Genomic DNA, 18,840 nt, shown 5'->3' with positions numbered 1-18,840 from the left:
GTCCCGCCGTTCGCCGCGCAGCAGGCGCAGTAGAATGGGCTCGGGCAGGTACAAGATTCCTGCCGCAGTCCCTATCGACGATTTCTGTCCACGAGGGGCTGATTTTCGAGAAGAGGGGGTCCTGCGATCGAAAGCACATGCTGTGCGCCCATCAGCCGGCCCTCAAGTTCCGCCGCCTCGGCGTCTTGCGAGAGGTCGGGCGCCCCCTCCTGCTACTGGCTCGCTCGCTATATACCCTCGCGAGCCTGTTCTCTGCTCGCTGCCTACCGCGCCACTCGCTTGCCTAGCCCTGCGCGGGGCCGTCGTCCGCTCGCAACGTCACGTGCGCGCAGTTTTCCGCTCGCCGCCGTGCCGCTCTTTCGCGTCGCGTCTGCAATCTTCGTAGCGCACAACGCTCAATTTACTTCGCACTTTCGGCTTGCCGGCGCAGCCTAAAACGCTGAAGCGCCCGCCGTGGGATGCGGCGGGCGCTTCGGACGCAAGCTTTCAGGGGAATCTTGCTTGCTGCTTGCTTTGCCACGTTGAGCGTGGGCTTAACCTCCATGTGGGGGGATACTGAGGCTCTGCACTCCCGGCCGGCTCGCGTGGCTGTCGACCTGCGTGAGATGGTCCTCGCCCAGCGATTGGAATCGGCGGGCCCGCCTCGGCAGGCTCAACCTGCGTACGCGAGGATGCTCTCAGGTTGAGCGAAACCTACTTGAACTTGCACAGGGCGAGGGCGCCTGTGCCGATGAGGCCGATGATGCACATCACGATGCCAGCGAACATCCACGAGGACATCTCGGGACCGAGAAGCATGGGGACAAGCCACGTGCCCAAAAACTGTCCCAGACTTTGGACGAGCATGAGCACGCCCATGCCGATCGACATCAGCTCAGGGCGACCGAGGACGTTGATGTAGGAGGTCAGGCACATAACAGGTCCGCCGAGGCCGACGAGACCCATGACGATGGCGCCGACCCACATCAAAGGACCGGTCTGGGTGAGCAGAATCAGCGTGCACGGCCCCATGACGACCATGGCGAGCAGGTAGAGCGGCTTGCAGCGGCCCATCTTGTCGGAAAGCGAGCCGAACAGCGGCGAGGAGATAACCGCAAGCAGCATCGGCAGGGTGCTCACGAAACCGGAGAGCGTGGGGTCGACGCCTTGCTGCTGCATGAACGTCGGCGCGAAGCCCAAAACGGCGAGCAGCGTCAGGTTGAACACGAGGAACGCGAAGAAGAACAGAAGGATGTTCGGCTTGACGAGCTCGGAGTAGCTCACCTTCTCCTCGGAAGCTTCGGCCTTGGGTGCATCAAGCGCCTCGCCGCCGGGGAACTTGACGATGACGGCAACGACAATCGCGAAGATTACGGCAACGGCTGCGTAGATTACCCACACGCCCACGAATCCGGTGGCGGCGTAGAGCGTCGGGGTCAGAACTCCGCCCAAGACGGATCCGAGGCAGACCCACAGGGCCCAGATGCCCGTCGCGGAGCCGATCTTGTCGGGAGCGACGTACTTCTGCACGGCCAGAGGGCCGCAGATGGTGACGAAGATGAACGCCACGCCCTCAATCGCGCGGGACACGATGAGGATGGTGCCGTTGCCCGCAAAGGCGCCGATGAGCGAGCCGATTGCCACGACGACGGCCGCTGCGAGCAGCATCGTCTTCGGCCCGAACTTCTTGGCGAGCGCGCCTGTGGGGAGCGCCAAGATGATGCCCACGAAGGTGAAGATCGACATGAGCCACGAAGCGGACCCTGCGTCCATGTCCATCTTCATCATGATGTCGCCCATGACGACGGGGACCTTGTACTGAACCGTTGCGATGGCCGTGCCGAACAGCAGCATGGCGATGGCTATGAGCGCCCAATTCGCGTATTTCTTGTTAGTGTCCATAGGAATTCCCTTCTCTTCGAGAAGTGCTGGGTCAAGATAGCTCCATCCCTTGCCCTTTGCGGGTGCAGGTATCCTGGCCCAACGTCTAATAGGGTTCTAATTAGGAGGGAATCGAGGCTAAGGGCGAGATCGCATTTGCCGTCTCGCCCTCCGTCGAAGGTTAGAGTGGCTTGATGTTGTCCTGGAGGACCTCGAAGCGCTCGCCGCCGGGGCCGCGGAAGAACATGATGTGCAGCTGCGTGCCGGCGTCGCCGTACACGGTGAACAGGTCGTCGTCATCGGAGCTGAGCGGACGGTCGAATTCCAGCGGCGGGTCGAAGGGGCCGGCCTCGATGGCTATGCCCTTCTCGCCCAGGAACGCGACGAACTCGTCCATGTCCGCGACGCGAAGCGCCAGGTGATTCAGGCATTCGGCCGCCTTCTCGCAGGTCGTTTTGTCCTCGCACTCGAGCAGCTCGAACGCGGTGCCCACCCCTTTCATCCACGCCATCTTGAGCGGCTTGTCGCCCTCCATGGCATCGGATTTGAAAAGGAGCTTGCAGCCGAGGACATCCTCGTAGAAGGCGATGGACTCGTCGATATCGCGGCAGTAGATGCCGGCGTGTTGGAGCGTCAGTTCCATCTTTAACTCCATTCCGCCGCCCGAAAACGAGCTGGGCGGCTGTCGATCGGCGGGTCGGGGATGCGGGCCGCGCACGTGCGATCCCGCATCCCCTGCCGCTGCTTAAGGGGGACTAACCCTGGTCGCTCGAGGTGGCTGCCATGACCTCGGCAACCGTGGCGTTCTTCATGCGAAGCTCGGAGATGCACGCGACGTCGGCATCGAACTCGGTGACGCTTGCGAGGTCGCCCTCGAACACGTCGTCGGTGCTGGTGCGCGGCTTCGTCAGCTCGATTGCCTTCACGGCATCGTAAGGAATGAGCTGCTCCTTGGGCGGATTGGCCTTCGCGACCCAGTTCGGGTTGGTCAAAGTCGGGCTCGGCATGGTCTCGATCTGGCTCACGTTGCCGTACTTCTCGTGAAGCTCGTCGATCGGGCCGAAGTCGAGGGCGCGCATGGGGCACGATGCCACGCACAGCGGCAGCTGGTCGTTTTCCAGGCGGTCGATGCACATGGTGCACTTGCTCATCTTCGTGCCCGGCTCGTCGCTGGCGAACTTGGGCGCGCCGTAGGGGCAGGCCTCGAAGCAGTGGCGATCGCCTTTGCACTTGTCCTGGTCGATCAGGACGGCGCCGTACTTGTCTTCCTTAAAGATTGCGCCGTTTTCGCAGGCCGCAACGCAAACGGGGTTGTCGCAATGGCCGCAGTTGAAGGCGAGGATGCCGATCGAGGGATTGGGGAAGCGCCCCTTCTCCCACATGTACACGCTCATCCACTTCTCGGGACCGGGCGCGATGTCGTACCAGTCCTTGCATGCGACGGAGCATGCCTTGCAGCCATAGCAGCGGCTCTGGTCAAAGAAGAATCCGTACTGGGTCATAGTTATTCCCCTACCTTTCTGATCTCAACCAAGCCTGCCGTCAGCAGTGCGCCGACGATGTGCGGCAGATGGGAGTCGCCGATGAGCAAGTTGCAGTTGCCTGCGGTGTCGATGCCGTAGGGCATGAGCTTCGTCTTGCGGACGTGGTCGAACTTGGACCACTCGCCATGGGCGATGGAAACCGTGCCGGGGAGCAGCTTGGAGGAAACGTATGCCGTGATCTCGACCTCGCCGAACTGGTTGTAGACCAGCACGCGGTCGCCCGTCTTGATGCCGCGGTCGGCGGCGTCTGCCGGGGACATGCGAACCATGTGCTCGTAGCAGTCGCCCTTAAGCCAGGGGTTCTGGTCGTTGGCGGAGTGCTGGCGATACGTGGAAACCGGCGTGACCATGGACAGCGGGTAGTTCTGCGTCCAGGGGTGGTAGTAGCTGTCGTTGGCGGGAAGGTCCTGGTAGGTCGGCTGCCAACGCGGGTAGGCGTCGTAGAGTCCGCCGTAGCGCGTCTTGGTGAGGTCGTTGTTCTTGACATACGAGCTCTCGAACTCGATCTTGCCGGACGGGGTCTTGAACGGCGAGCGATCCCACTCAACGGTGTTCTTGAAGGGGTAGAACCATTCGCCGGGCTCGCCGGGAACGCGCACGATCGGCATCTTAACGAACTCGTCCCACGGGCGCGGCTCGATGCCGTTGTAGGCCAAGATGCCCGTCTCGTCCTTCGCCCACTCCTCGTAGGCGGGCTTGTAGATGCGCTCGATGACCTGCTCGTCCCACTCGCGCCAATCCGTGACGTCGAGCATCTTGGGGTTGTACTTGTCTGCGAAGCCGAGGCGGCGCGCCAGCTCCATCCAGACCCAGTCCTTCGAGCGGATCTCTCCCGGAGGGTTCACGCCCTTGCCGGCGAACAGGAAGTAGTTCATCATGCCCGACGGCGAGCCCCAGAAGCGGTTGATACCGAAGAAGTGCATGTCGGTCGACTCGAACTGGATGATCGGCGAGGGCAGCACGATGTCGAGGAACTCCATGGACGGCTGGTCGTTGAAGTACTGCCAACCCCAGGAGAACTCCATGTTAGCGAAGCCCTTCATGCGCTTGGCGACGTTATGCTGGTTGTTGATGTAGTTGTTCGGGATGATGGCCATCTTCAGGCACGGCAAGGGGCTGTCGGGCGGGCAGCCGATGCGGCGGCGGAACTCGTCTTCGGTAATCTCGCCGGCCGCGTAGAGCTTCTGGCAGTGCATGAGCTCGGTGACCTTGTTGTTGTTGTTCGTGATCGGGTTGACGACATCGCCCGGGATCTGGCCCGTGTTCGGGACAGGCGCGAAGATGCGCGGCTGGGTGACCAGGTTGGCGCCGCCACCCTCGCAGCCGCCGGGGATGGACAGGTTGCCGGTCATCGCCTGGAGCAGCATCGCGACCGCTGCCGCGTAATCGCCCAGGTTGCGCTTAGAAACGCCGTACATCTGGTGGAGATGGACGGGCTTCATCTTCGCGTAGTAGCGCGCGAACTCGCGGATGGTCTCGGCTGGGATGCCGGTGATGGGCTCTGCCCACTCAGGGTCGTGCACGACGCCGTCGACCTCGCCTGTGATGTACTTGCGCCACTCCTCGAAGCCGTCAGGCTCGACCCACTTGGCGACGTAGTCGTGGTCGTAGAGGTCCTCGGTGTAGAGGACATGGGCTACAGCCAGGCCAAACGCGGTGTCGGTGCCGGGGCGGATGGGAATCCATTGGGCGCCTAGGACCTCGGCGCTCACGTTGTACACAGGGTCGATGAGGATGAACTTGGTGCCGCGCTCCTGCGCGAGCTTCATGTAGAACGGGACCATGCCGAACCAGGAGACCATCGGGTCGAAGCCCCACAGGACCACGAGCTTGGAGTTCAAAAGGTCAGGTGCCTCGAATCCCGGATAGGCGTCGGACGTGCCCTTGATCAGGCAGTCCGTCAGACGAACGCCCAGATGGAAGTCTTCTGCAGCGGCACTACCGGAGGTGGAGTGGTCGCCCCAGCCGGTGATGGTGCCAGGCATATACGACGCGAACGGGAAGTCGGAGCTCTCGAATGCGACGTAGTAGCAGTAGTACAGCCAGGGATGGTCGGGGTTCTCTTTCGCCATGACGCGCATCTTCTCGGCGATGGTGTCGAGCGCCTCGTCCCAGGAAATGCGCTCGAAGTGGCCGCGCCCGCTGCCCTTCTCCCCCACGCGCTTCATCGGGTAGAGCAGGCGGTTCTCGGAGTAGAGCTCTTGGCGCCACGCATGGCCCATCGGGCACGCGCGGGCCTGCAGCATGCCAGTCTGGACGGCGTTCTCGTCGTCGTCTTCGCGCGCGATGCCCGCGTTCACGGAATCATCGGGCTCGATCGAGACGACTTTGCCGTCTTTGATGCCGCACTTGATCAAGCACGTGGCATCCCAGCAGCCGTTGTTGTGGCACGTGGTGTAGAAGTAATCGACACCCTCGTGACGCTCGTTGTACTTCTCGACTAACGAATCTCTTGACATGGCCCCTCCTTCTCCATAGGAAACTAGCTCGCTTGGAGCTGCCGCGTCCTCAATGCGCGGCTCCCACATCGATTCTGCAGGGCACGGCAGGCGCCTGCATAGGGCGTTTCCGTTTCCCGTGAAAGCGGACATGTTTCAGTCGTGGAATATTTCTGAATAGTGGGAATTCAGGACAATCATGTCCCCAATTTGAGACAGCAAGAACTAATTTCCCCACCTCACGCCTGCTGGCTGCTATATTATCCTTGCAGGGGACATACATGATTTCGAGGGGGAAATCATGGACTACTTCAAGCCATTCTCGGCTGACACGCAAGCGGCGTTCTTCAGCGCCGAGGCGGAGATGATTCGCTTCGAGGAGCGGGCGGCGCAGCTTCCGCATGCCGAATATCTGAAGAACACGCTGCTCGCGATCGACGCCGTGTTCGCCATTCGCATGGTCCACGACGTCGCGCTTCCGCCCGTGCCGCTGATCGTTCTTTTCGACGTCGCGGGCTGGAAGTTCGACAACGATGTCGAGCGATGCCTCGCGATGACGCGCTCGATGGTGCGCCTGCCCGACGAGGCGAGCGACGCCGCCACCGAGGCGCTGCACTACATGCAGGCTTTGGAATGGGTCTCGCGCATCGCGAAGCCGGGTTTTGCGGCAAGCCCGGAAACGATCGTGCGACTCAACGAGATCCTGCTTTACGGCATCAACTCCGACGAGCGCGCCCACGGCTTCAGGAAGACCTACCTGCCGTACAAGAAAGGCTCGGTCCCGCTTGAGATCCCTCGCGAGATGAGGAAGCTGTGCGAGTTTTGCAACGGCGAGTATTTCTCCCCCTTGGGCCAGGCGTCGGTGATCCACCATGCCTTCGAGCGCATCGTGCCGTTCGACTCCATGATCGACCGGACCGGTCTGCTGTTCGCGTTCATGCCCATGTTCAGGCGCGGCCTTTTCGCGAACGAGCTTGTGATCCCCATCTGCTGGGGCGCGTCCTTGGAGCGGGAATACCGAAGGACCCTAAAGGATGCGAGCCGCAAGGAGCTCACAAGCGAGAGCCACAAAGTCTACAAGGAGCAGTGGGCTTCCTACAATGCGCGCAACACCTCGATGGGCGTCGTCATCGCCAACATGTTCATCTCGAAGGTGAGCAACCTTCGCGATAGTTGGAGGTCGCGCGGGCTGAAGATCCCCGCGAACTCGGCGACCGACAGGCTGCTTGATCTGTTTTTAGCCGTCCCTCAGCTTGCCACGCGGCATGCCGCCAACTGCATCGGGAAGAGCTACGGCGCTACGAACGAGGCGATGCACCAGCTGGTCAAGGCGGGTATTGTGAAGGAGGTCGCCATCGACAATCGGGAGCGCGTCTTCGTGTGCGAGCAGTCCGCTGCGCTCATCGCGGACTTCGTGGATAACCTGGAGAAGATGGGCGAGGTTGCCGCGGAACCAGGCGAATAGCGCCTGGGATGGCCGCCGCGTGCGAGCGCGGGGCGCGAGCGCGCCTGCACGCGGGGCGGGTGTCAGCTGGCCGCGAGCGCGTCATGCGGGCAAGCATTTCCCCTGGTCGGCGGCTAGCGACTCTCCCAATACCGTTCGCGCACACAGGCGAAGGCGTCATCGCCGGGAAACGGCACCGCCTGCGCCTCGCCCGATTCGTCGACAAGCAACATCGAACCATTGCCGATGGGCGAGCCGTAGCTCATAAGCGACAGGGTGTCGCATGCCCACAGGGCATCTTGGCCGCGCGTCATCCAGCTGTCCGCATAGTTCTCCACGCGCTCGACCGGCGTATGGCCCACGATCTGCGGCACGCCGGGCAATGCATCGTCGAGCATGTCGCGCAAATCGGCCCATAAAGGCCCCGGCAAAGACCAGCCCCCGCGCGACGGCGGGCAGCTGTCGAGGTCCGCCCAATGCGAAGCGTCGGCGAGCATCTCGTTTACGCGTTGGGCGATTGCTGCCGCATCGGCGGGCACGTCGGGGAGAAACCGCTTCGCCCACACACCCGTCACGCCCGCATGCGAGCACAGGTACGGCCCCACCGTGCATGCGATTCTCGCCCGCAGCTCCTCTTCGAGAATCGCGCGCAAATCGCGCATGATGGACATGATCGAGCCTGGGCCGCGCTTGCCGCGCACATAGCAGAAGTCGTGGTTTCCCAGCAGCACGTCGACCTGCATGCCGCGCTCGCGATGGCGCCCTACCCACTTCGCGTAGAATTCCATGGCGCTAAGCTCGTCTGCCTCGGTGGCGCCCCAGTCGTCGCACGCGTCGCCCAAAAACACGACGCGCCCTATTTCCGCATCGGCCGCGAAGGTCTCGTCGATGCGGGGCAGCACGTGCTGCTGCTTCAAGTGCAAATCGCCTACTACCAGCGTCTTCTTCGGCAAACCTCGCATCCCCGTGTCGTTTCGCGTCTTGGGCCCAGGGCAGCCCTCGCACTCATTGTAGGCGCGGTGGTCGCGTACGATTCAGACGGCTTCCAACTTTCCAGAAAAACCAGTGCTCGTTTTCCATGTTAAGGGCGAGACGCGAAAGCGGCTCATCGGACAGGCGCCCTCGCTGGAAAGGAGCACGCTATGGGCAAGGTCAGAAAGCCGACGTCGATCACGACGATCAAGGATTGCGAAGAGGCTTTGGAGTGGATCGATGTGGAGCTCGAGAAGCTCGACCGCAACATACGCATCACGAACAGGGCGATCTTCTCGCCGAAGAAGCTGACGACCGCGTTGAGCGGCATTTTATGGTCGAAGCAGGTTTCCCAGAAAGCAAGTGATCACATCTGTAATTCGCCGTTCCTCTCGAAGCTCGAGGGCTCGGCGCGCAGTGACCAGAACCTTCAGGCAATCCAACTGAGCCGCGTTGTGAGCACGGCGAAAGAGGTGCAGGCCGTGTGCGAGGAGACATGCAGCCGCCTCGCCAACGCGGTGAACGAGGCGCGCGCGGCCGTCTCCGCCCCTGTCCATGTCGACGACCGCAACATTTCGGCGCTCCCCGAAGCCGAGCGCGAATCGATCAAAGCGCACGATAAGGCTGTTCAGGTGGCCAAGCGCGAGGCGGTCGCGCAGCGTGCCGAAAGCGAGCTTGCGATTTGGCGCTCCATGGAGACGCGCGCGAGCCGCATGGTGGTCCGCACGTTGGAAGCGCTCAGGGCGCGCCACGCCTTCACCGCCTGCAACTACGAAGTACTCAGCGACGCGCATATCAAATGGGCTGCCCGCCGCGGCAAGCTCCAGCCGCCCTACAACCTGGTAGGCGTTCTGGGCACGCGCAATGTCGACGTCACCGAGAAGGAAGGTTAGGAAATGAAGCTTTTTCGCAAGAAGACCGCGCTGCCTGAAGGCCCTGCCCGCATGTCGGTGGCGCCTTCCGCATCGAAAGAGGAAATCGGCAACCCTGCCGCAAGCCTGGGCCTTATCGTTCCCGACCCGCCCGACTACGACGAGCAGCGTGCCCGCCAGCTCGCCTGCTCCGACAGCTACGCCACCTTCTTTAAGACCGGCGAGGGCCTTTTCTACCACGAAACGGCTTGCACGGCCGAAAAGCACCTCGCGGAAATCGAGGAGGCCCTCACCCGCTACGCCGAGACGATGGAATCGACCTACCGCGCGGCCGTTCGCAGCCAAATCATCCAAGCCGAACAGCGTCTGGCGCGCATCTCCCCAAAGCGCACGTCCAAGCGCGAGCGCACGGTCGTCAAGCACCCCGAGATGAAGGAGTAGACCATGAACAAGATCACGAGTACGGCGCTGCTGCTCATGCTGGCGCTGGCCAATGCGGGCCTCGACTATTCTGCCGTGTGCGTGTTCCTCGACGTGGATCCGTTCGGAACCTTCACGCCGAACAACTTCTTCGCGGGCCTTGTGGCAGCTGCCCAAAGCCTATTGCTCATTATCCTCCCCTGGGTCGCGTCCGAGAAGCTTGCTGCCGGCGAGAAGGGCGCCACCGCATGCGCGCTGCTTGGGTCGCTTTTCGTTGCCCTGGCCGGCGCCTTCTTGCGCGCCACCACCGAGGTAGCCTCGACCACGACGAGCGTCTCGGGCGAGGTCGTATCCGGCCTCTCGATCGACGGTATGGCGTTTGTGCTGATCATGGCAGGCATCGCGCTTGGCGAAGCGATCGCGGCGTTCCTCATCAAGAGCCTCGGTATTCGTGCGGAAGCCGAAGCGCTGCAGGCGGAAATCGAGCGCATGCGCATCATCGAGCGTCACATCGACGAGGATATCGCGACGGCAGCCCGCGTCGCGCTTGCCGCCGGGCGCCAGAGCATCGCGGCGGCGAAGGAGTCGTGCGAGCAAGTGTTCCAGCAGCTCGTCGCGAAATCCGACGACAGCTACAACAGCTTCATCGGGTTCGTGGACGAAATCGAGGATCAGCGCGAGGCCGAACGTGAGGAGTTCGCTGCCCTTTCCCGCACCTTCGAGGCGCGTATCGGCGAGAAGTTCCCCGGCATGCTCGCCGTCGGACGGAAGGCGGCGACGCCAGATGCCGCGACCGCAACAGGCAGTGCTCCTGTTGAGAGCGCCGATACTGCAGACGGCACCTCAGGCTCAGGCTGCGCCGACGCGTGCGCCAAGGGCACAGCCGCCCCTGAAATCCCCCTCTCTGACCAGGCAAAAGCAGCGTAAAGGAGACCAGTTGTGAACACCAAGAGCACCACGAGCATTAAAGGCAACCTCGCCGTCCGCTCGGCGGCTATCGCAGCGTCGTTTCTGCTCGCACTTATCATCGCGACATTCGTCACGGGTTGCACGTCCGGAGGTTCAAGCGGCGGGCAGAGCGCCGTTCCGGGAAGCTATGCGATTGATCCGGCAGCGGTTGACACGTCAGCTGTCTTAGAGCCCGTGAGTTGCATGGTCGTCACCTCCGGGAGCCAAAACAGCGCGTTCCGCATCCCAACAACGTGCCTTGCCTACCCGAAGGCGGCCATTGAACAGGGAAACTACGCAGGGTATCTCACCTGCGATGCGGGTTCGACTCCGCACGGCAAGACCTTTGCTACAACGAAGAGCTCGCAGGCCGGGCAGGAGAAGGAAGTTGACGCCTTCCTTGCCGACTACTTCACGAGCACGTGCTCGGCCCGCGCTGCGACCGGCGAGATAGACCTGCTCTCCGCGCTCAACAATGCCGCCAATGAGCTGCGCGCCCACGCCAACGGCTCGAAGATGGTCATCAACGTGATCAGCTCCGGCCTGAACTCCGCGGGGCTTCTGACGGTGTCGGCCGACCTTGTGAGCGCCGATGCGAGCGATATCGCAGGTCAGCTGGCAAGCCTGGGTGCCCTTGCGGACTTCACCGACATCACGGTGCACTTCTACGGCCTTGGCCAATCGAGCGGCTCGCAGGTTGTTCCAAGCTCCGTCGCCGCGAAGCTCCAAAGCCTCTACCCCACTCTCGTCGAAGCGGGCGGCGGCGTGGCCATCGTCGAGCCCGACGTGCTCACGCGCCTTGGCTGCGACGCCGACCTGCCAAACGTCCCGACCGTCGATTTCGAGCAGGATTCGCTCACCTTCCCACATCTCGAGCGCAACCAAAGCGCCCAGGTCGTGCTTGACGAGGCGGTGCTCGCCTTCGTGGGCGATTCCGCCGAGTTCATCGACCCCGACAAGGCGCACTCGACGCTCGCCGAGCTTGCGGCGAGCATTCCGAACCGCGGCGCCACCGTGCTCGTCGAGGGCTACACCGCCGCGTCGCCCGCGTTCTCGCACGATGAGCTGATTGACCTGAGCCAGCGTCGCGCGGAAGCCGTCCGCAGCGCTCTTGTCGCGGCGGGCGTCGACCCCGGCATCATCGAGGCGGTTGGCCATGGGGATGCGGGCGCGACCTCCATGGACACAGGGGTCTTTTCCGAAAGCGCCGCTAAAAACGACCGCCGCGTGGTAGTTACGCTATCCTTAGCATGATCGCGCAGTTGCTCGGGCGCGAACGGTTCACGTGCAAAGGAGGTCGACCATGAGCCAAGAGCTTCTCACCGGGACAGGTACGCCTGCCGCACCATCGCTCGGCGTCGACCTCGCGTCCGAGCTGCATTTCACCCCGGCGCTTCCCCTTCGCGGCGACATCCACCAAACACCGCAAAGTCTCGTGATTGAAGGGGTGGCAAGCCGCGGCGGGCAGGCAACCGTCTTCAAGGCGCGCACGCCCGGCGGGATGCTCGTCGCGGTGAAGGCGTTCGAGCGCGGCGAGGAATGCGAGCTCGAGTGGCGCACCCTCGAGACGTTCTCGAACTTCCGCGTGCTTCCCCAAGCGTTTGCAAGCGGCACTGTAAGCGTTCCGTCCTCCTTCGGTGCCTGCGAGAAAAGCTGCATCGTCGAAGAGTGGCTCGAGGGCGACACCCTCGCGAAAAAGCTTCGTCGCATGGGAAGGAAAATGATGGTTGAAGAGGCGCTTTCGACCCTCTCGCCCATCGTCAGCTTTCTCGCCACGGCGGAAACGGAGCTTCGCGAGGGCGTGGTTCATCGCGATGTCAAGCCGAGCAACATCCTCGTCGATTCGACGGGAAGCGCACGGCTCATCGACTTCGGCATCGCGCAAACCTCGCGCGGGCGTGCGCATCTCGGATGGGGGACACAGGGCTTCTCGTCTCCGGAGAGCTGCTTTCCGACAGGTGACGATGTCTGTCAGGGCAGCGACGCGTATTCGCTTGCGGCCACGTTGCTTGCGCTTCTTGCCGGCGAGGGCAAGCCGCCTGCGTACGGCGTGGTTGCCCAAAGCGACGGTGTGCTTCGCTACGATCCCGCCTGGACCGACGAACGTGAGCGCGCGGCTCACGAGCAGTCGGGCGCGCCGTTTCCCGGATTTATCGAGAACGGGCGCGAGCTGGGCATCTACCTCGCGGAAGACGCGCTCAACGACTTTTCGCACGACGCCGAGACGGCCGCTTTCCTGGAAGAGGACATCGCCGAAACGCTGCGCTCCACCTACGGTGTCGAGGAGTCTCCTTCCGCCATCGGCAAAGCGGCGTGCGCTGCGCTCGATGCGTTCGACGCGAAGCTTCGCGCGACGCTCGGCGCGTGTTTGGCGCTCGATATCTCGCGGCGCCCGACCACCTCGCAGCTGCAAAACGCTCTGCCGCGCGATAAGGCCTCGTACCGCCATGAGCTTCACCTGCTGGGGTTGAATGCGGCGCTTGGCGGCGGGCGCATCTTGGTCCAAGACGCGCCCTCGTTCGAGGGAGGCACGCTCGCGCAGGCGCTCGACGACTTCAATTCCGGGCGCTACGTGCAGGCGGTCGGCGTGTTCGAGCGCCTCGCGCGCCAAGGCTGCGTGAGCGCGCTGTACTACCTCGCCATCTGCGCGCGCGATAACCTCGGCGGCAACTCGATCGCCTACTCGGAGGCCGATGTCATGCTGTTCATGGGCGAGGCGGCGGCGAAGGGCTCCGTGGTGGCGCAGTTCTTTTTGGGTTGCGCGCTGTACTCCGGGTTCTACGTCGCGCAGGGCGCGGTCCACCACGTCGAGGAAAACCGCGAACTCGGGCTTTCTTACATCAGGAAATCGGCCGCAAGCGATGAGACGCGCCAGAAGGAGGGTTTCCCGCCCGCCAAGGCATGGCTTCGGGAAAACGGCTTCGCATAGCGTTGAGTTCGCCTTGAGCGCTGCGGGCTTGACCTGCATGTTCGCAACTTGTTAGGAAACTATCATGAAATACGCCAACACTGCGCCCCATGCGGGTGGTGCGTCCGCATGCGCGCGCTGCATCATTTTCTTCACCTGCACTGCAGAGGTGTGCATCGACGCGCACGAGGCCCGTACCTGCAATCGCCGCGCGCTGGGGAGCCTCGACGTGCGTCCCGACGAAAGCGACCGCGACCGTTGGATCGCGACGAATCGGGGCAAGCGCTCGCTCTACGTGCAGCAGCCGAGCTTTTCGACCACGAACGTGCTCGAGCTGCGCCCAGGCTTTAGCTGCGCGCTTGTCGAGGGAAGCCGCATCGCGCTCTCGCCGCGCTCGGGCTGGGTGAACGTTTCGGTTCGATAGTTTTTCGGCCTGCGACCTGCGTGCTCGCGTGCGCGAGGCCTCACGCGGTCAAGCTTCTCTCACGCGCATGCACAGCGCGCCGTTACGCGCGCCGAACGAGACCACGCCATTGGAATCTTCCCGAACGGCGAAGCCGAACACGAGCATGTCGCCGGGCATAATGCGCGCGCCCTGCTCCTCGACCGCGGCGCCTGCCCGCTTGGCCGTCTCGCGCAGAAGCCGATCGTCGTCTGTGCACGAGGGCCCGAACGAAAGCATCCGCGTGTCGGCGCAGTTGTTCGATCCGAAGCCGACGATCACGTTCGACACGCTGCCGTCAGCGTTCGAGCGCACGATGAGCGTGCCGTTTGAAGAAGCCAAGTCGAAAGCGAGCCATCCGCGCGCTTGTGCTTGCGACTCGCTTCCCGCGTACAGCAGCAAGGCGTGTTCCCGGGAGATCGGGTCTTGCGCGCGCCCGTCGGTGCCACCTGCCAAGCACTCCTGCTGCCCCGGGAGGTTCAGAACGCCCCATGTCTCTTCGCCCGCGAACTCTTTGCGGCGACTCCCCAGCTTGTGGGGCTTGTTCTTCTCGAAGGCGTGCCCGATGCCTACACGAGGGCGAAGCCACGGGTGAACGTGCAGCTCGCGGCCCTCTTCGAGGGCGTTGCGCACGACGCCGTCCACGATGAACGCGTCGAAGGCGAGCGCCTGTCCCGCTTTCGGTTTTGCGGGCGAGGGAGCCGCGCCGCCGCCGGTGAGCAGGCCCTCTTGCGCGAGCGCCACCGATTCGTCGTCGGCGCGCTCGATCTCGAGCATCCAGCACAGCATGAGGCAAAGCGCGTGCTCAAGTTTGCCAGCCCATCCATTCTCGCGCGAGGCTGCCGCTGCAAGCAGGCGCTTCACGGTGTACGCGCGCGCCGTCGATGAGATGTATTCGCTTGCGCCGGTCACAGCCGTGTCGTGGATGAGCGCGTCTTTCAGCGCCGATGCGAACTCCTCGACCTCGATATCGGTCGCCTCGTCGAAGAAGAAGTGCCACAGCAGCGCCGTCCAGGGATCTTCGCCGTGCAACATTTCGTTCGGGACCTTCGCGATTACGCGGTTGCGCACGACGGCAAGCGGGTCGGCGAGGTAGTCCTCGTATTCCCGAAGGCGGCCTTCCTTTCTCGCCGCATCCTCCGAGAGCTTCTTGTTCTCCCACAGCGCCTTCGCGCGCCCGTTGCCGTTTTTGCCCGACAGGTCGTCAGTCTTTACGGCCGCGGGAAGCAGCATGCTGTAGCACTCATCGCGTGTGACACCGCCGAACTGCTCCTTTAAAGCCGTGACTTTCCCGTTCTTTGCTTTGGGAGCTGATGAATACTTGGGAAGCATCTCGGCGAGGCGCAGCGCCAGCAGGTCCAAAAGCCAGTAATCGCTGTGCAGTCGCGAGCGCTCCTGGCGCAACCAGGTGGAAGTTTCGGCACCTGAGTACACGCCGAGCTCGCCGCCGAGCACGAAGCGCCCTCGAAGGCGCAGTTCGATGCGGCGTATGCGGTCGGCCTGCATCATCGGAAGGCCGCACGAGATGCGGATTTCCTCGGCAGTTTTCGCGAGCGTCTGCGGCCGGGCGCCGGCGTCGATGACGGGAGCGATGCGCGCATGGTACACGGCGCGCTCTACCGGGGTCATGTCCTGCTCGATGCCGTTTCGGAAGATGAGCGCCTCAGGGTCGTTGGTGGCTGTCTTACTGGTGGACGACGCGCTACTCGCGGTGGATCCGCTGCGCACCTCGGTTGCGCAGCTCGCAGAGCCTGCTTCTCCTGCGATTCCTTCGAGCGCTGTGGAGCTCGCCGGATTCGTGGCACATGCGACATCGACGATGCCAGCACTACTCGCAGCACCCGCTGCGAGCTTCGCCGTGGGGACAACGGACGCGCGCCTACTCGAGGCTCCTCCCTCGTCTTCGCGCGACGTTGCGGTTGAGAACACCACCTTGTGAACTCCGTCGGAACCGCGATCGAGGATATCGAGCATGGTCTCGCGGCCCATCCCCTGCGTCGCGGTGTGCGCGTCGAGCGATTCGAGGAGCTCGCTTTCCGTCGGCTTGCGCGTTCCTTGCAGCGAATCCTCGAGCTTACGATATGCCTTGACGATCGCGAAGTACTTTCTTGCCTCGTGCTCGCTTCGAAGCGCCGTTTTCTGCGCATAACACTCGCACAGACGGCGCTCTACGGGCTTCTTGTTCGTCGAGACCCAACTGTTCAGCACATGGGCTTCCGACAAATCGAACTTATCGATCGAGTCCTCCACGGCGAGGCGCACCGCATGATGGTACTCCGCGCCCAGGCCATGTGCCTCGAACAGCCGCTTGTACCCCTTTGTCGCGGCGTATGCGGCATCGAGGTGCGCCTCGATGAGGCACTCCCGCGCAAGCCTACCTGCCTTGGCGAGCAGCGCAAGCTTCACTTCCGTGTCGTTGTTAAGCCAGTCATCAGCGCTGCGCGGCTCGCCCTTGATCCGCTTCTCGGCGATTGTGCGCGCATGGTCGAGTCCCTCTTGCAGCAGCGCATTCGAGTAGGGCAAGCCGTCCCATTCGGCGCTTTCCTGCCCGCGTCGCGTACCCTGCCGCCCGCGCTGGGCGCGAAGTGCGGCACGCTCGGCGCGACGGCGAGCCTTGGCATCTTCGGCTGCTCTTTCGCCGTCTTGGATGCGTTCCTCATCGTTGCTCTGCCCATATTCGGCAAACTCGCCCTTCGGCACGGCAGCACCTTTCCCGCAAAGCCCTTCTTATCGCATGGCTCATTGTACGTTGTGCGAAGCGCCGAATGACGCACGTTTTCGCCTCGCGCCATGAGGCGTCACTAAAAGATGCGTTTCCTCCTGATGGCCCCGCGATCATCAGGGCATTTCCTTGGTGCGACTCGGCTTGTTCACTGGCGCGTTTCCCCTTGCCGTCCCGTCACTCGTTTTCCAGAAAAATCCGCGCTTCTTTTCCATGTGTTTGGCAGAAGCCCGTAAAACGAAAGGAACAGCTATGAGCGATTTCAACAACGGCACGAACGACGAATCTCGCAAGGATGACGTATCTCACGATGAGGGCGGCGGTGCGGGCACCGAAACTTGCAATGATGATGCATTTCGCAATGAGGGCAACGCCTCCAAGGACGAGCCCGGTCATGACGGGAGGCGTTGCGGTGGCGCGAGCAGCACCCGCCACCATTCTCGCGGCAGCATTTTCGATAGCTTCTTCAACGATGACTATGACGAAGAGCCCAATGACGAAATCGACATTGAGATGGAGCGATTTTTCAGGGGCGTGAACGCTATCAAGGTCCGCCTCTCTCATACAATCGAAGCCCTGTTCGGGATGCTCATGTCGCGATCGATGGGGTGCGCCAACTTCACTGCGGTTACAATTGCGCTCCTTGTCTGCACGCGCGTGATCGGCGCGGTGTTCGTCGACGTGGACGCGCTCTGCGAGCTCAATGCGCTTGCTTTTGCCGTCTCGGTTGCCGTACTCGTCGTTTGCGCGATTTCAGAGAAATGCCCCGCCAACGCCCTGTCAGCCATCGTGATCGCGTGCCTTCCGACCCTTATCGAAATCGTTACCACATGCACGGTTCATGGCTCGGACGCCGACGTCTTCGTGCGCATTATGAGTGGGATGCTGCTTGGCATTGGCGCGGGAGCGGCTCTCGCGGTCGTGTTGTCCCTGGTGAGCGATTGTGAGGACGAGGACGTCGCCTGCGCGCGCATACTTGCCGGCCCGTTATGGGGTGCAGTTATTGGGGCTACCGCTGCGCTCGTTTGCGATATCGCGCCCTACATCGCACGTGAAATCGCCTTCGGCGTGGACCCTCTGTACGTGAGCTATCTGGAGCTTGTGGTCTAGCCCTGGATAAAGGTGGCGCTCGGGACGCCGAGGCTCGCGTGATGCCCCCGTCCCCTTCCCGCTCTAAAAGATCCTTCTTTTTCCGCTCGGTATGCAAAGCGGGGGCTGCCACATCGTGCGGCAGCCCCCGCTTTCGGTCTTCTGTGATTGTAGCGTGTGATATGCTACTTTGCGGCCTCGCCCGTCGAGTCGCTGTGGAAATTCGAGTAACCGCCCACGGCGTTCGCGTTGAAGCGGCCCTCGGTCTTCGAGAAGAACACCTGCGTTACCATGAGGTCTTTGATGGTGACGCCGACGGCGCCCATGGCCTCTTTCTGGTTTTTCCCCTCGTCGAGGAGCGCGTTGAGCACTTCGGCCTTTTTCGAGGACTCCAGAGCCATGAATTCTGCACGATCCATTGTCAGCCTCCCTTGATACGGCGCGAGCAATATGTGCCTTAAATTATAAGAACTGGAGCCCTTTCGTTTAAGGATGTTTCCGTTTCCCGATAGTTCGGGAATAACCTATTTCAGGCCGACGTAATCGGTCTCGATCGCCTCGTCGAGGTACTCCTTCACGGGCGGCTCGCCGAAGTCGCGAACCTCCTCAAGATGCCAGCAGTCGGTTTTCGGCATGCCGGGAATGTTGTCGGCGACAAAGATGGGGTCCTTGCCGGCCTTGCGCTGCGCCGAGTAATCGTCGAGCGCGGCGAGCGCCCATTTGCCGAGCAGCAGGATCGCGATGAGGTTCATGATCGCCATGAGGCCCATGAAGATGTCGGCTAAGTTCCACGCCAGATCGAAGCTGTTCGTGGCGCCGTAGAAGATGACGAGCAGGCACACGATGCGGAAGACCGTGAGCAGCGCCTTGCTATCGCCCTTGATGAAGCGCAGGTTGCTCTCGGCGTAGAAGTAGTTGCCGATGAGGCTCGAGTACGCGAACGCGAAGATCGCGAACGTGATGAAGTGGATGCCCGCTTCGCCGACGGAGTTGTTCACGGCCATCTGCACGAGCGGCATGCCGTTGAGGCTTGCGGCGGCTGCGGGGTCCTGCACGTAGAACACGAGCACCATCATCGCCGAGCAGGTGCAGATGAGCAGCGTGTCGATGTAGACCGACAGGCTCTGCACGAGGCCCTGCTTCACCGGATGGGACACGCTTGCGGTGGCGGCGGCGTTCGG

General features: G+C 62.6%; 16 protein-coding genes. 8 read left to right on the top strand and 8 right to left on the bottom strand.

Annotated features, from left to right (window positions below; translation table 11 throughout):
- Positions 1 to 693 precede the first annotated feature (693 nt).
- From Q0I65_RS08550 to Q0I65_RS08535, 4 genes are all read right to left on the bottom strand, one after another.
- Positions 694 to 1,881 (bottom strand): MFS transporter, encoded by a 1,188-nt coding sequence (locus tag Q0I65_RS08550; RefSeq protein ID WP_296062451.1) that lies wholly within the window; start codon positions 1,879 to 1,881, stop codon positions 694 to 696.
- 160 nt (positions 1,882 to 2,041) lie between these two features.
- The gene (locus Q0I65_RS08545; protein WP_296062448.1) at positions 2,042 to 2,503 is read right to left on the bottom strand and encodes a VOC family protein; all 462 of its coding nucleotides are present in this window, start codon (positions 2,501 to 2,503) and stop codon (positions 2,042 to 2,044) included.
- A gap of 112 nt (positions 2,504 to 2,615) precedes the next feature.
- Positions 2,616 to 3,362 carry a 4Fe-4S dicluster domain-containing protein gene (locus Q0I65_RS08540; RefSeq protein WP_296062445.1) on the bottom strand — a complete coding sequence of 249 codons (747 nt, stop codon included), beginning with the start codon at positions 3,360 to 3,362 and terminating at the stop codon, positions 2,616 to 2,618.
- Between the two features lie 2 nt (positions 3,363 to 3,364).
- Entirely contained in the window at positions 3,365 to 5,863 is a 2,499-nt protein-coding gene (locus Q0I65_RS08535; protein WP_296062443.1) for a molybdopterin-dependent oxidoreductase, read from the bottom strand.
- A 280-nt stretch (positions 5,864 to 6,143) separates the two neighbouring features.
- Between Q0I65_RS08535 and Q0I65_RS08530 the strand changes: the two genes are divergently transcribed.
- Positions 6,144 to 7,307 (top strand): Fic family protein, encoded by a 1,164-nt coding sequence (locus tag Q0I65_RS08530; protein WP_296062440.1) that lies wholly within the window; start codon positions 6,144 to 6,146, stop codon positions 7,305 to 7,307.
- Positions 7,308 to 7,420: 113 nt separating this feature from the next.
- On the opposite strand, the gene Q0I65_RS08525 is transcribed toward Q0I65_RS08530, so the two are convergent.
- Positions 7,421 to 8,248 (bottom strand): metallophosphoesterase family protein, encoded by an 828-nt coding sequence (locus Q0I65_RS08525; RefSeq protein ID WP_296062438.1) that lies wholly within the window; start codon positions 8,246 to 8,248, stop codon positions 7,421 to 7,423.
- A 180-nt stretch (positions 8,249 to 8,428) separates the two neighbouring features.
- On the opposite strand from Q0I65_RS08525, the gene Q0I65_RS08520 reads away from it, so the two are divergent.
- From Q0I65_RS08520 to Q0I65_RS08495, 6 genes are all read left to right on the top strand, one after another.
- On the top strand, positions 8,429 to 9,151 hold the full coding sequence (locus tag Q0I65_RS08520) for a hypothetical protein (protein WP_296062436.1): 723 nt from the start codon (positions 8,429 to 8,431) through the stop codon (positions 9,149 to 9,151).
- A 3-nt stretch (positions 9,152 to 9,154) separates the two neighbouring features.
- Complete coding sequence (locus Q0I65_RS08515) at positions 9,155 to 9,571, top strand: hypothetical protein (RefSeq protein WP_296062434.1); 417 nt, start codon at positions 9,155 to 9,157, stop codon at positions 9,569 to 9,571.
- 3 nt (positions 9,572 to 9,574) lie between these two features.
- Positions 9,575 to 10,477 (top strand): hypothetical protein, encoded by a 903-nt coding sequence (locus Q0I65_RS08510; RefSeq protein WP_296062432.1) that lies wholly within the window; start codon positions 9,575 to 9,577, stop codon positions 10,475 to 10,477.
- Between the two features lie 12 nt (positions 10,478 to 10,489).
- Positions 10,490 to 11,752 (top strand): OmpA family protein, encoded by a 1,263-nt coding sequence (locus Q0I65_RS08505; RefSeq protein ID WP_296062430.1) that lies wholly within the window; start codon positions 10,490 to 10,492, stop codon positions 11,750 to 11,752.
- A gap of 49 nt (positions 11,753 to 11,801) precedes the next feature.
- Positions 11,802 to 13,427, top strand: a complete 1,626-nt coding sequence (locus Q0I65_RS08500; protein ID WP_296062428.1) for a protein kinase — start codon at positions 11,802 to 11,804, stop codon at positions 13,425 to 13,427.
- Between the two features lie 64 nt (positions 13,428 to 13,491).
- Positions 13,492 to 13,830, top strand: coding sequence for a hypothetical protein (locus Q0I65_RS08495; RefSeq protein WP_296062426.1), 339 nt, complete (start codon positions 13,492 to 13,494; stop codon positions 13,828 to 13,830).
- 48 nt (positions 13,831 to 13,878) lie between these two features.
- Here the strand turns inward: Q0I65_RS08495 and Q0I65_RS08490 are convergent, their stop codons facing one another.
- Positions 13,879 to 16,548 (bottom strand): hypothetical protein, encoded by a 2,670-nt coding sequence (locus Q0I65_RS08490; RefSeq protein WP_296062418.1) that lies wholly within the window; start codon positions 16,546 to 16,548, stop codon positions 13,879 to 13,881.
- Between the two features lie 274 nt (positions 16,549 to 16,822).
- On the opposite strand from Q0I65_RS08490, the gene Q0I65_RS08485 reads away from it, so the two are divergent.
- Positions 16,823 to 17,680, top strand: a complete 858-nt coding sequence (locus tag Q0I65_RS08485) for a hypothetical protein (RefSeq protein WP_296062416.1) — start codon at positions 16,823 to 16,825, stop codon at positions 17,678 to 17,680.
- A gap of 164 nt (positions 17,681 to 17,844) precedes the next feature.
- Here the strand turns inward: Q0I65_RS08485 and Q0I65_RS08480 are convergent, their stop codons facing one another.
- The gene (locus tag Q0I65_RS08480; protein ID WP_158049054.1) at positions 17,845 to 18,078 is read right to left on the bottom strand and encodes a hypothetical protein; all 234 of its coding nucleotides are present in this window, start codon (positions 18,076 to 18,078) and stop codon (positions 17,845 to 17,847) included.
- A gap of 105 nt (positions 18,079 to 18,183) precedes the next feature.
- Positions 18,184 to 18,840 (bottom strand): alanine:cation symporter family protein (locus Q0I65_RS08475; protein ID WP_296062410.1); only part of this gene is annotated, 657 nt, incomplete at its 5' end.

Origin of the sequence: uncultured Ellagibacter sp. (assembly GCF_934643285.1) — a bacterium.
Lineage (GTDB): Bacteria > Actinomycetota > Coriobacteriia > Coriobacteriales > Eggerthellaceae > Ellagibacter.
Note: the sequence above shows the minus strand (reverse complement) of the source record. Positions and strands in the feature narration are given on the sequence as shown.

Excerpts from the sequence above, each read along its gene's own strand:
- Q0I65_RS08520 (WP_296062436.1), top strand. The coding sequence starts at position 8,429 with ATGGGCAAGGTCAGAAAGCCGACGTCGATCACGACGATCAAGGATTGC.
- Q0I65_RS08495 (WP_296062426.1), top strand. The coding sequence starts at position 13,492 with ATGAAATACGCCAACACTGCGCCCCATGCGGGTGGTGCGTCCGCATGC.
- Q0I65_RS08515 (WP_296062434.1), top strand. The coding sequence starts at position 9,155 with ATGAAGCTTTTTCGCAAGAAGACCGCGCTGCCTGAAGGCCCTGCCCGC.
- Q0I65_RS08530 (WP_296062440.1), top strand. The coding sequence starts at position 6,144 with ATGGACTACTTCAAGCCATTCTCGGCTGACACGCAAGCGGCGTTCTTC.
- Q0I65_RS08550 (WP_296062451.1), bottom strand. The coding sequence starts at position 1,881 with ATGGACACTAACAAGAAATACGCGAATTGGGCGCTCATAGCCATCGCC.
- Q0I65_RS08485 (WP_296062416.1), top strand. The coding sequence starts at position 16,823 with ATGAGCGATTTCAACAACGGCACGAACGACGAATCTCGCAAGGATGAC.
- Q0I65_RS08510 (WP_296062432.1), top strand. The coding sequence starts at position 9,575 with ATGAACAAGATCACGAGTACGGCGCTGCTGCTCATGCTGGCGCTGGCC.
- Q0I65_RS08540 (WP_296062445.1), bottom strand. The coding sequence starts at position 3,362 with ATGACCCAGTACGGATTCTTCTTTGACCAGAGCCGCTGCTATGGCTGC.
- Q0I65_RS08500 (WP_296062428.1), top strand. The coding sequence starts at position 11,802 with ATGAGCCAAGAGCTTCTCACCGGGACAGGTACGCCTGCCGCACCATCG.
- Q0I65_RS08480 (WP_158049054.1), bottom strand. The coding sequence starts at position 18,078 with ATGGATCGTGCAGAATTCATGGCTCTGGAGTCCTCGAAAAAGGCCGAA.
- Q0I65_RS08535 (WP_296062443.1), bottom strand. The coding sequence starts at position 5,863 with ATGTCAAGAGATTCGTTAGTCGAGAAGTACAACGAGCGTCACGAGGGT.
- Q0I65_RS08545 (WP_296062448.1), bottom strand. The coding sequence starts at position 2,503 with ATGGAACTGACGCTCCAACACGCCGGCATCTACTGCCGCGATATCGAC.
- Q0I65_RS08525 (WP_296062438.1), bottom strand. The coding sequence starts at position 8,248 with ATGCGAGGTTTGCCGAAGAAGACGCTGGTAGTAGGCGATTTGCACTTG.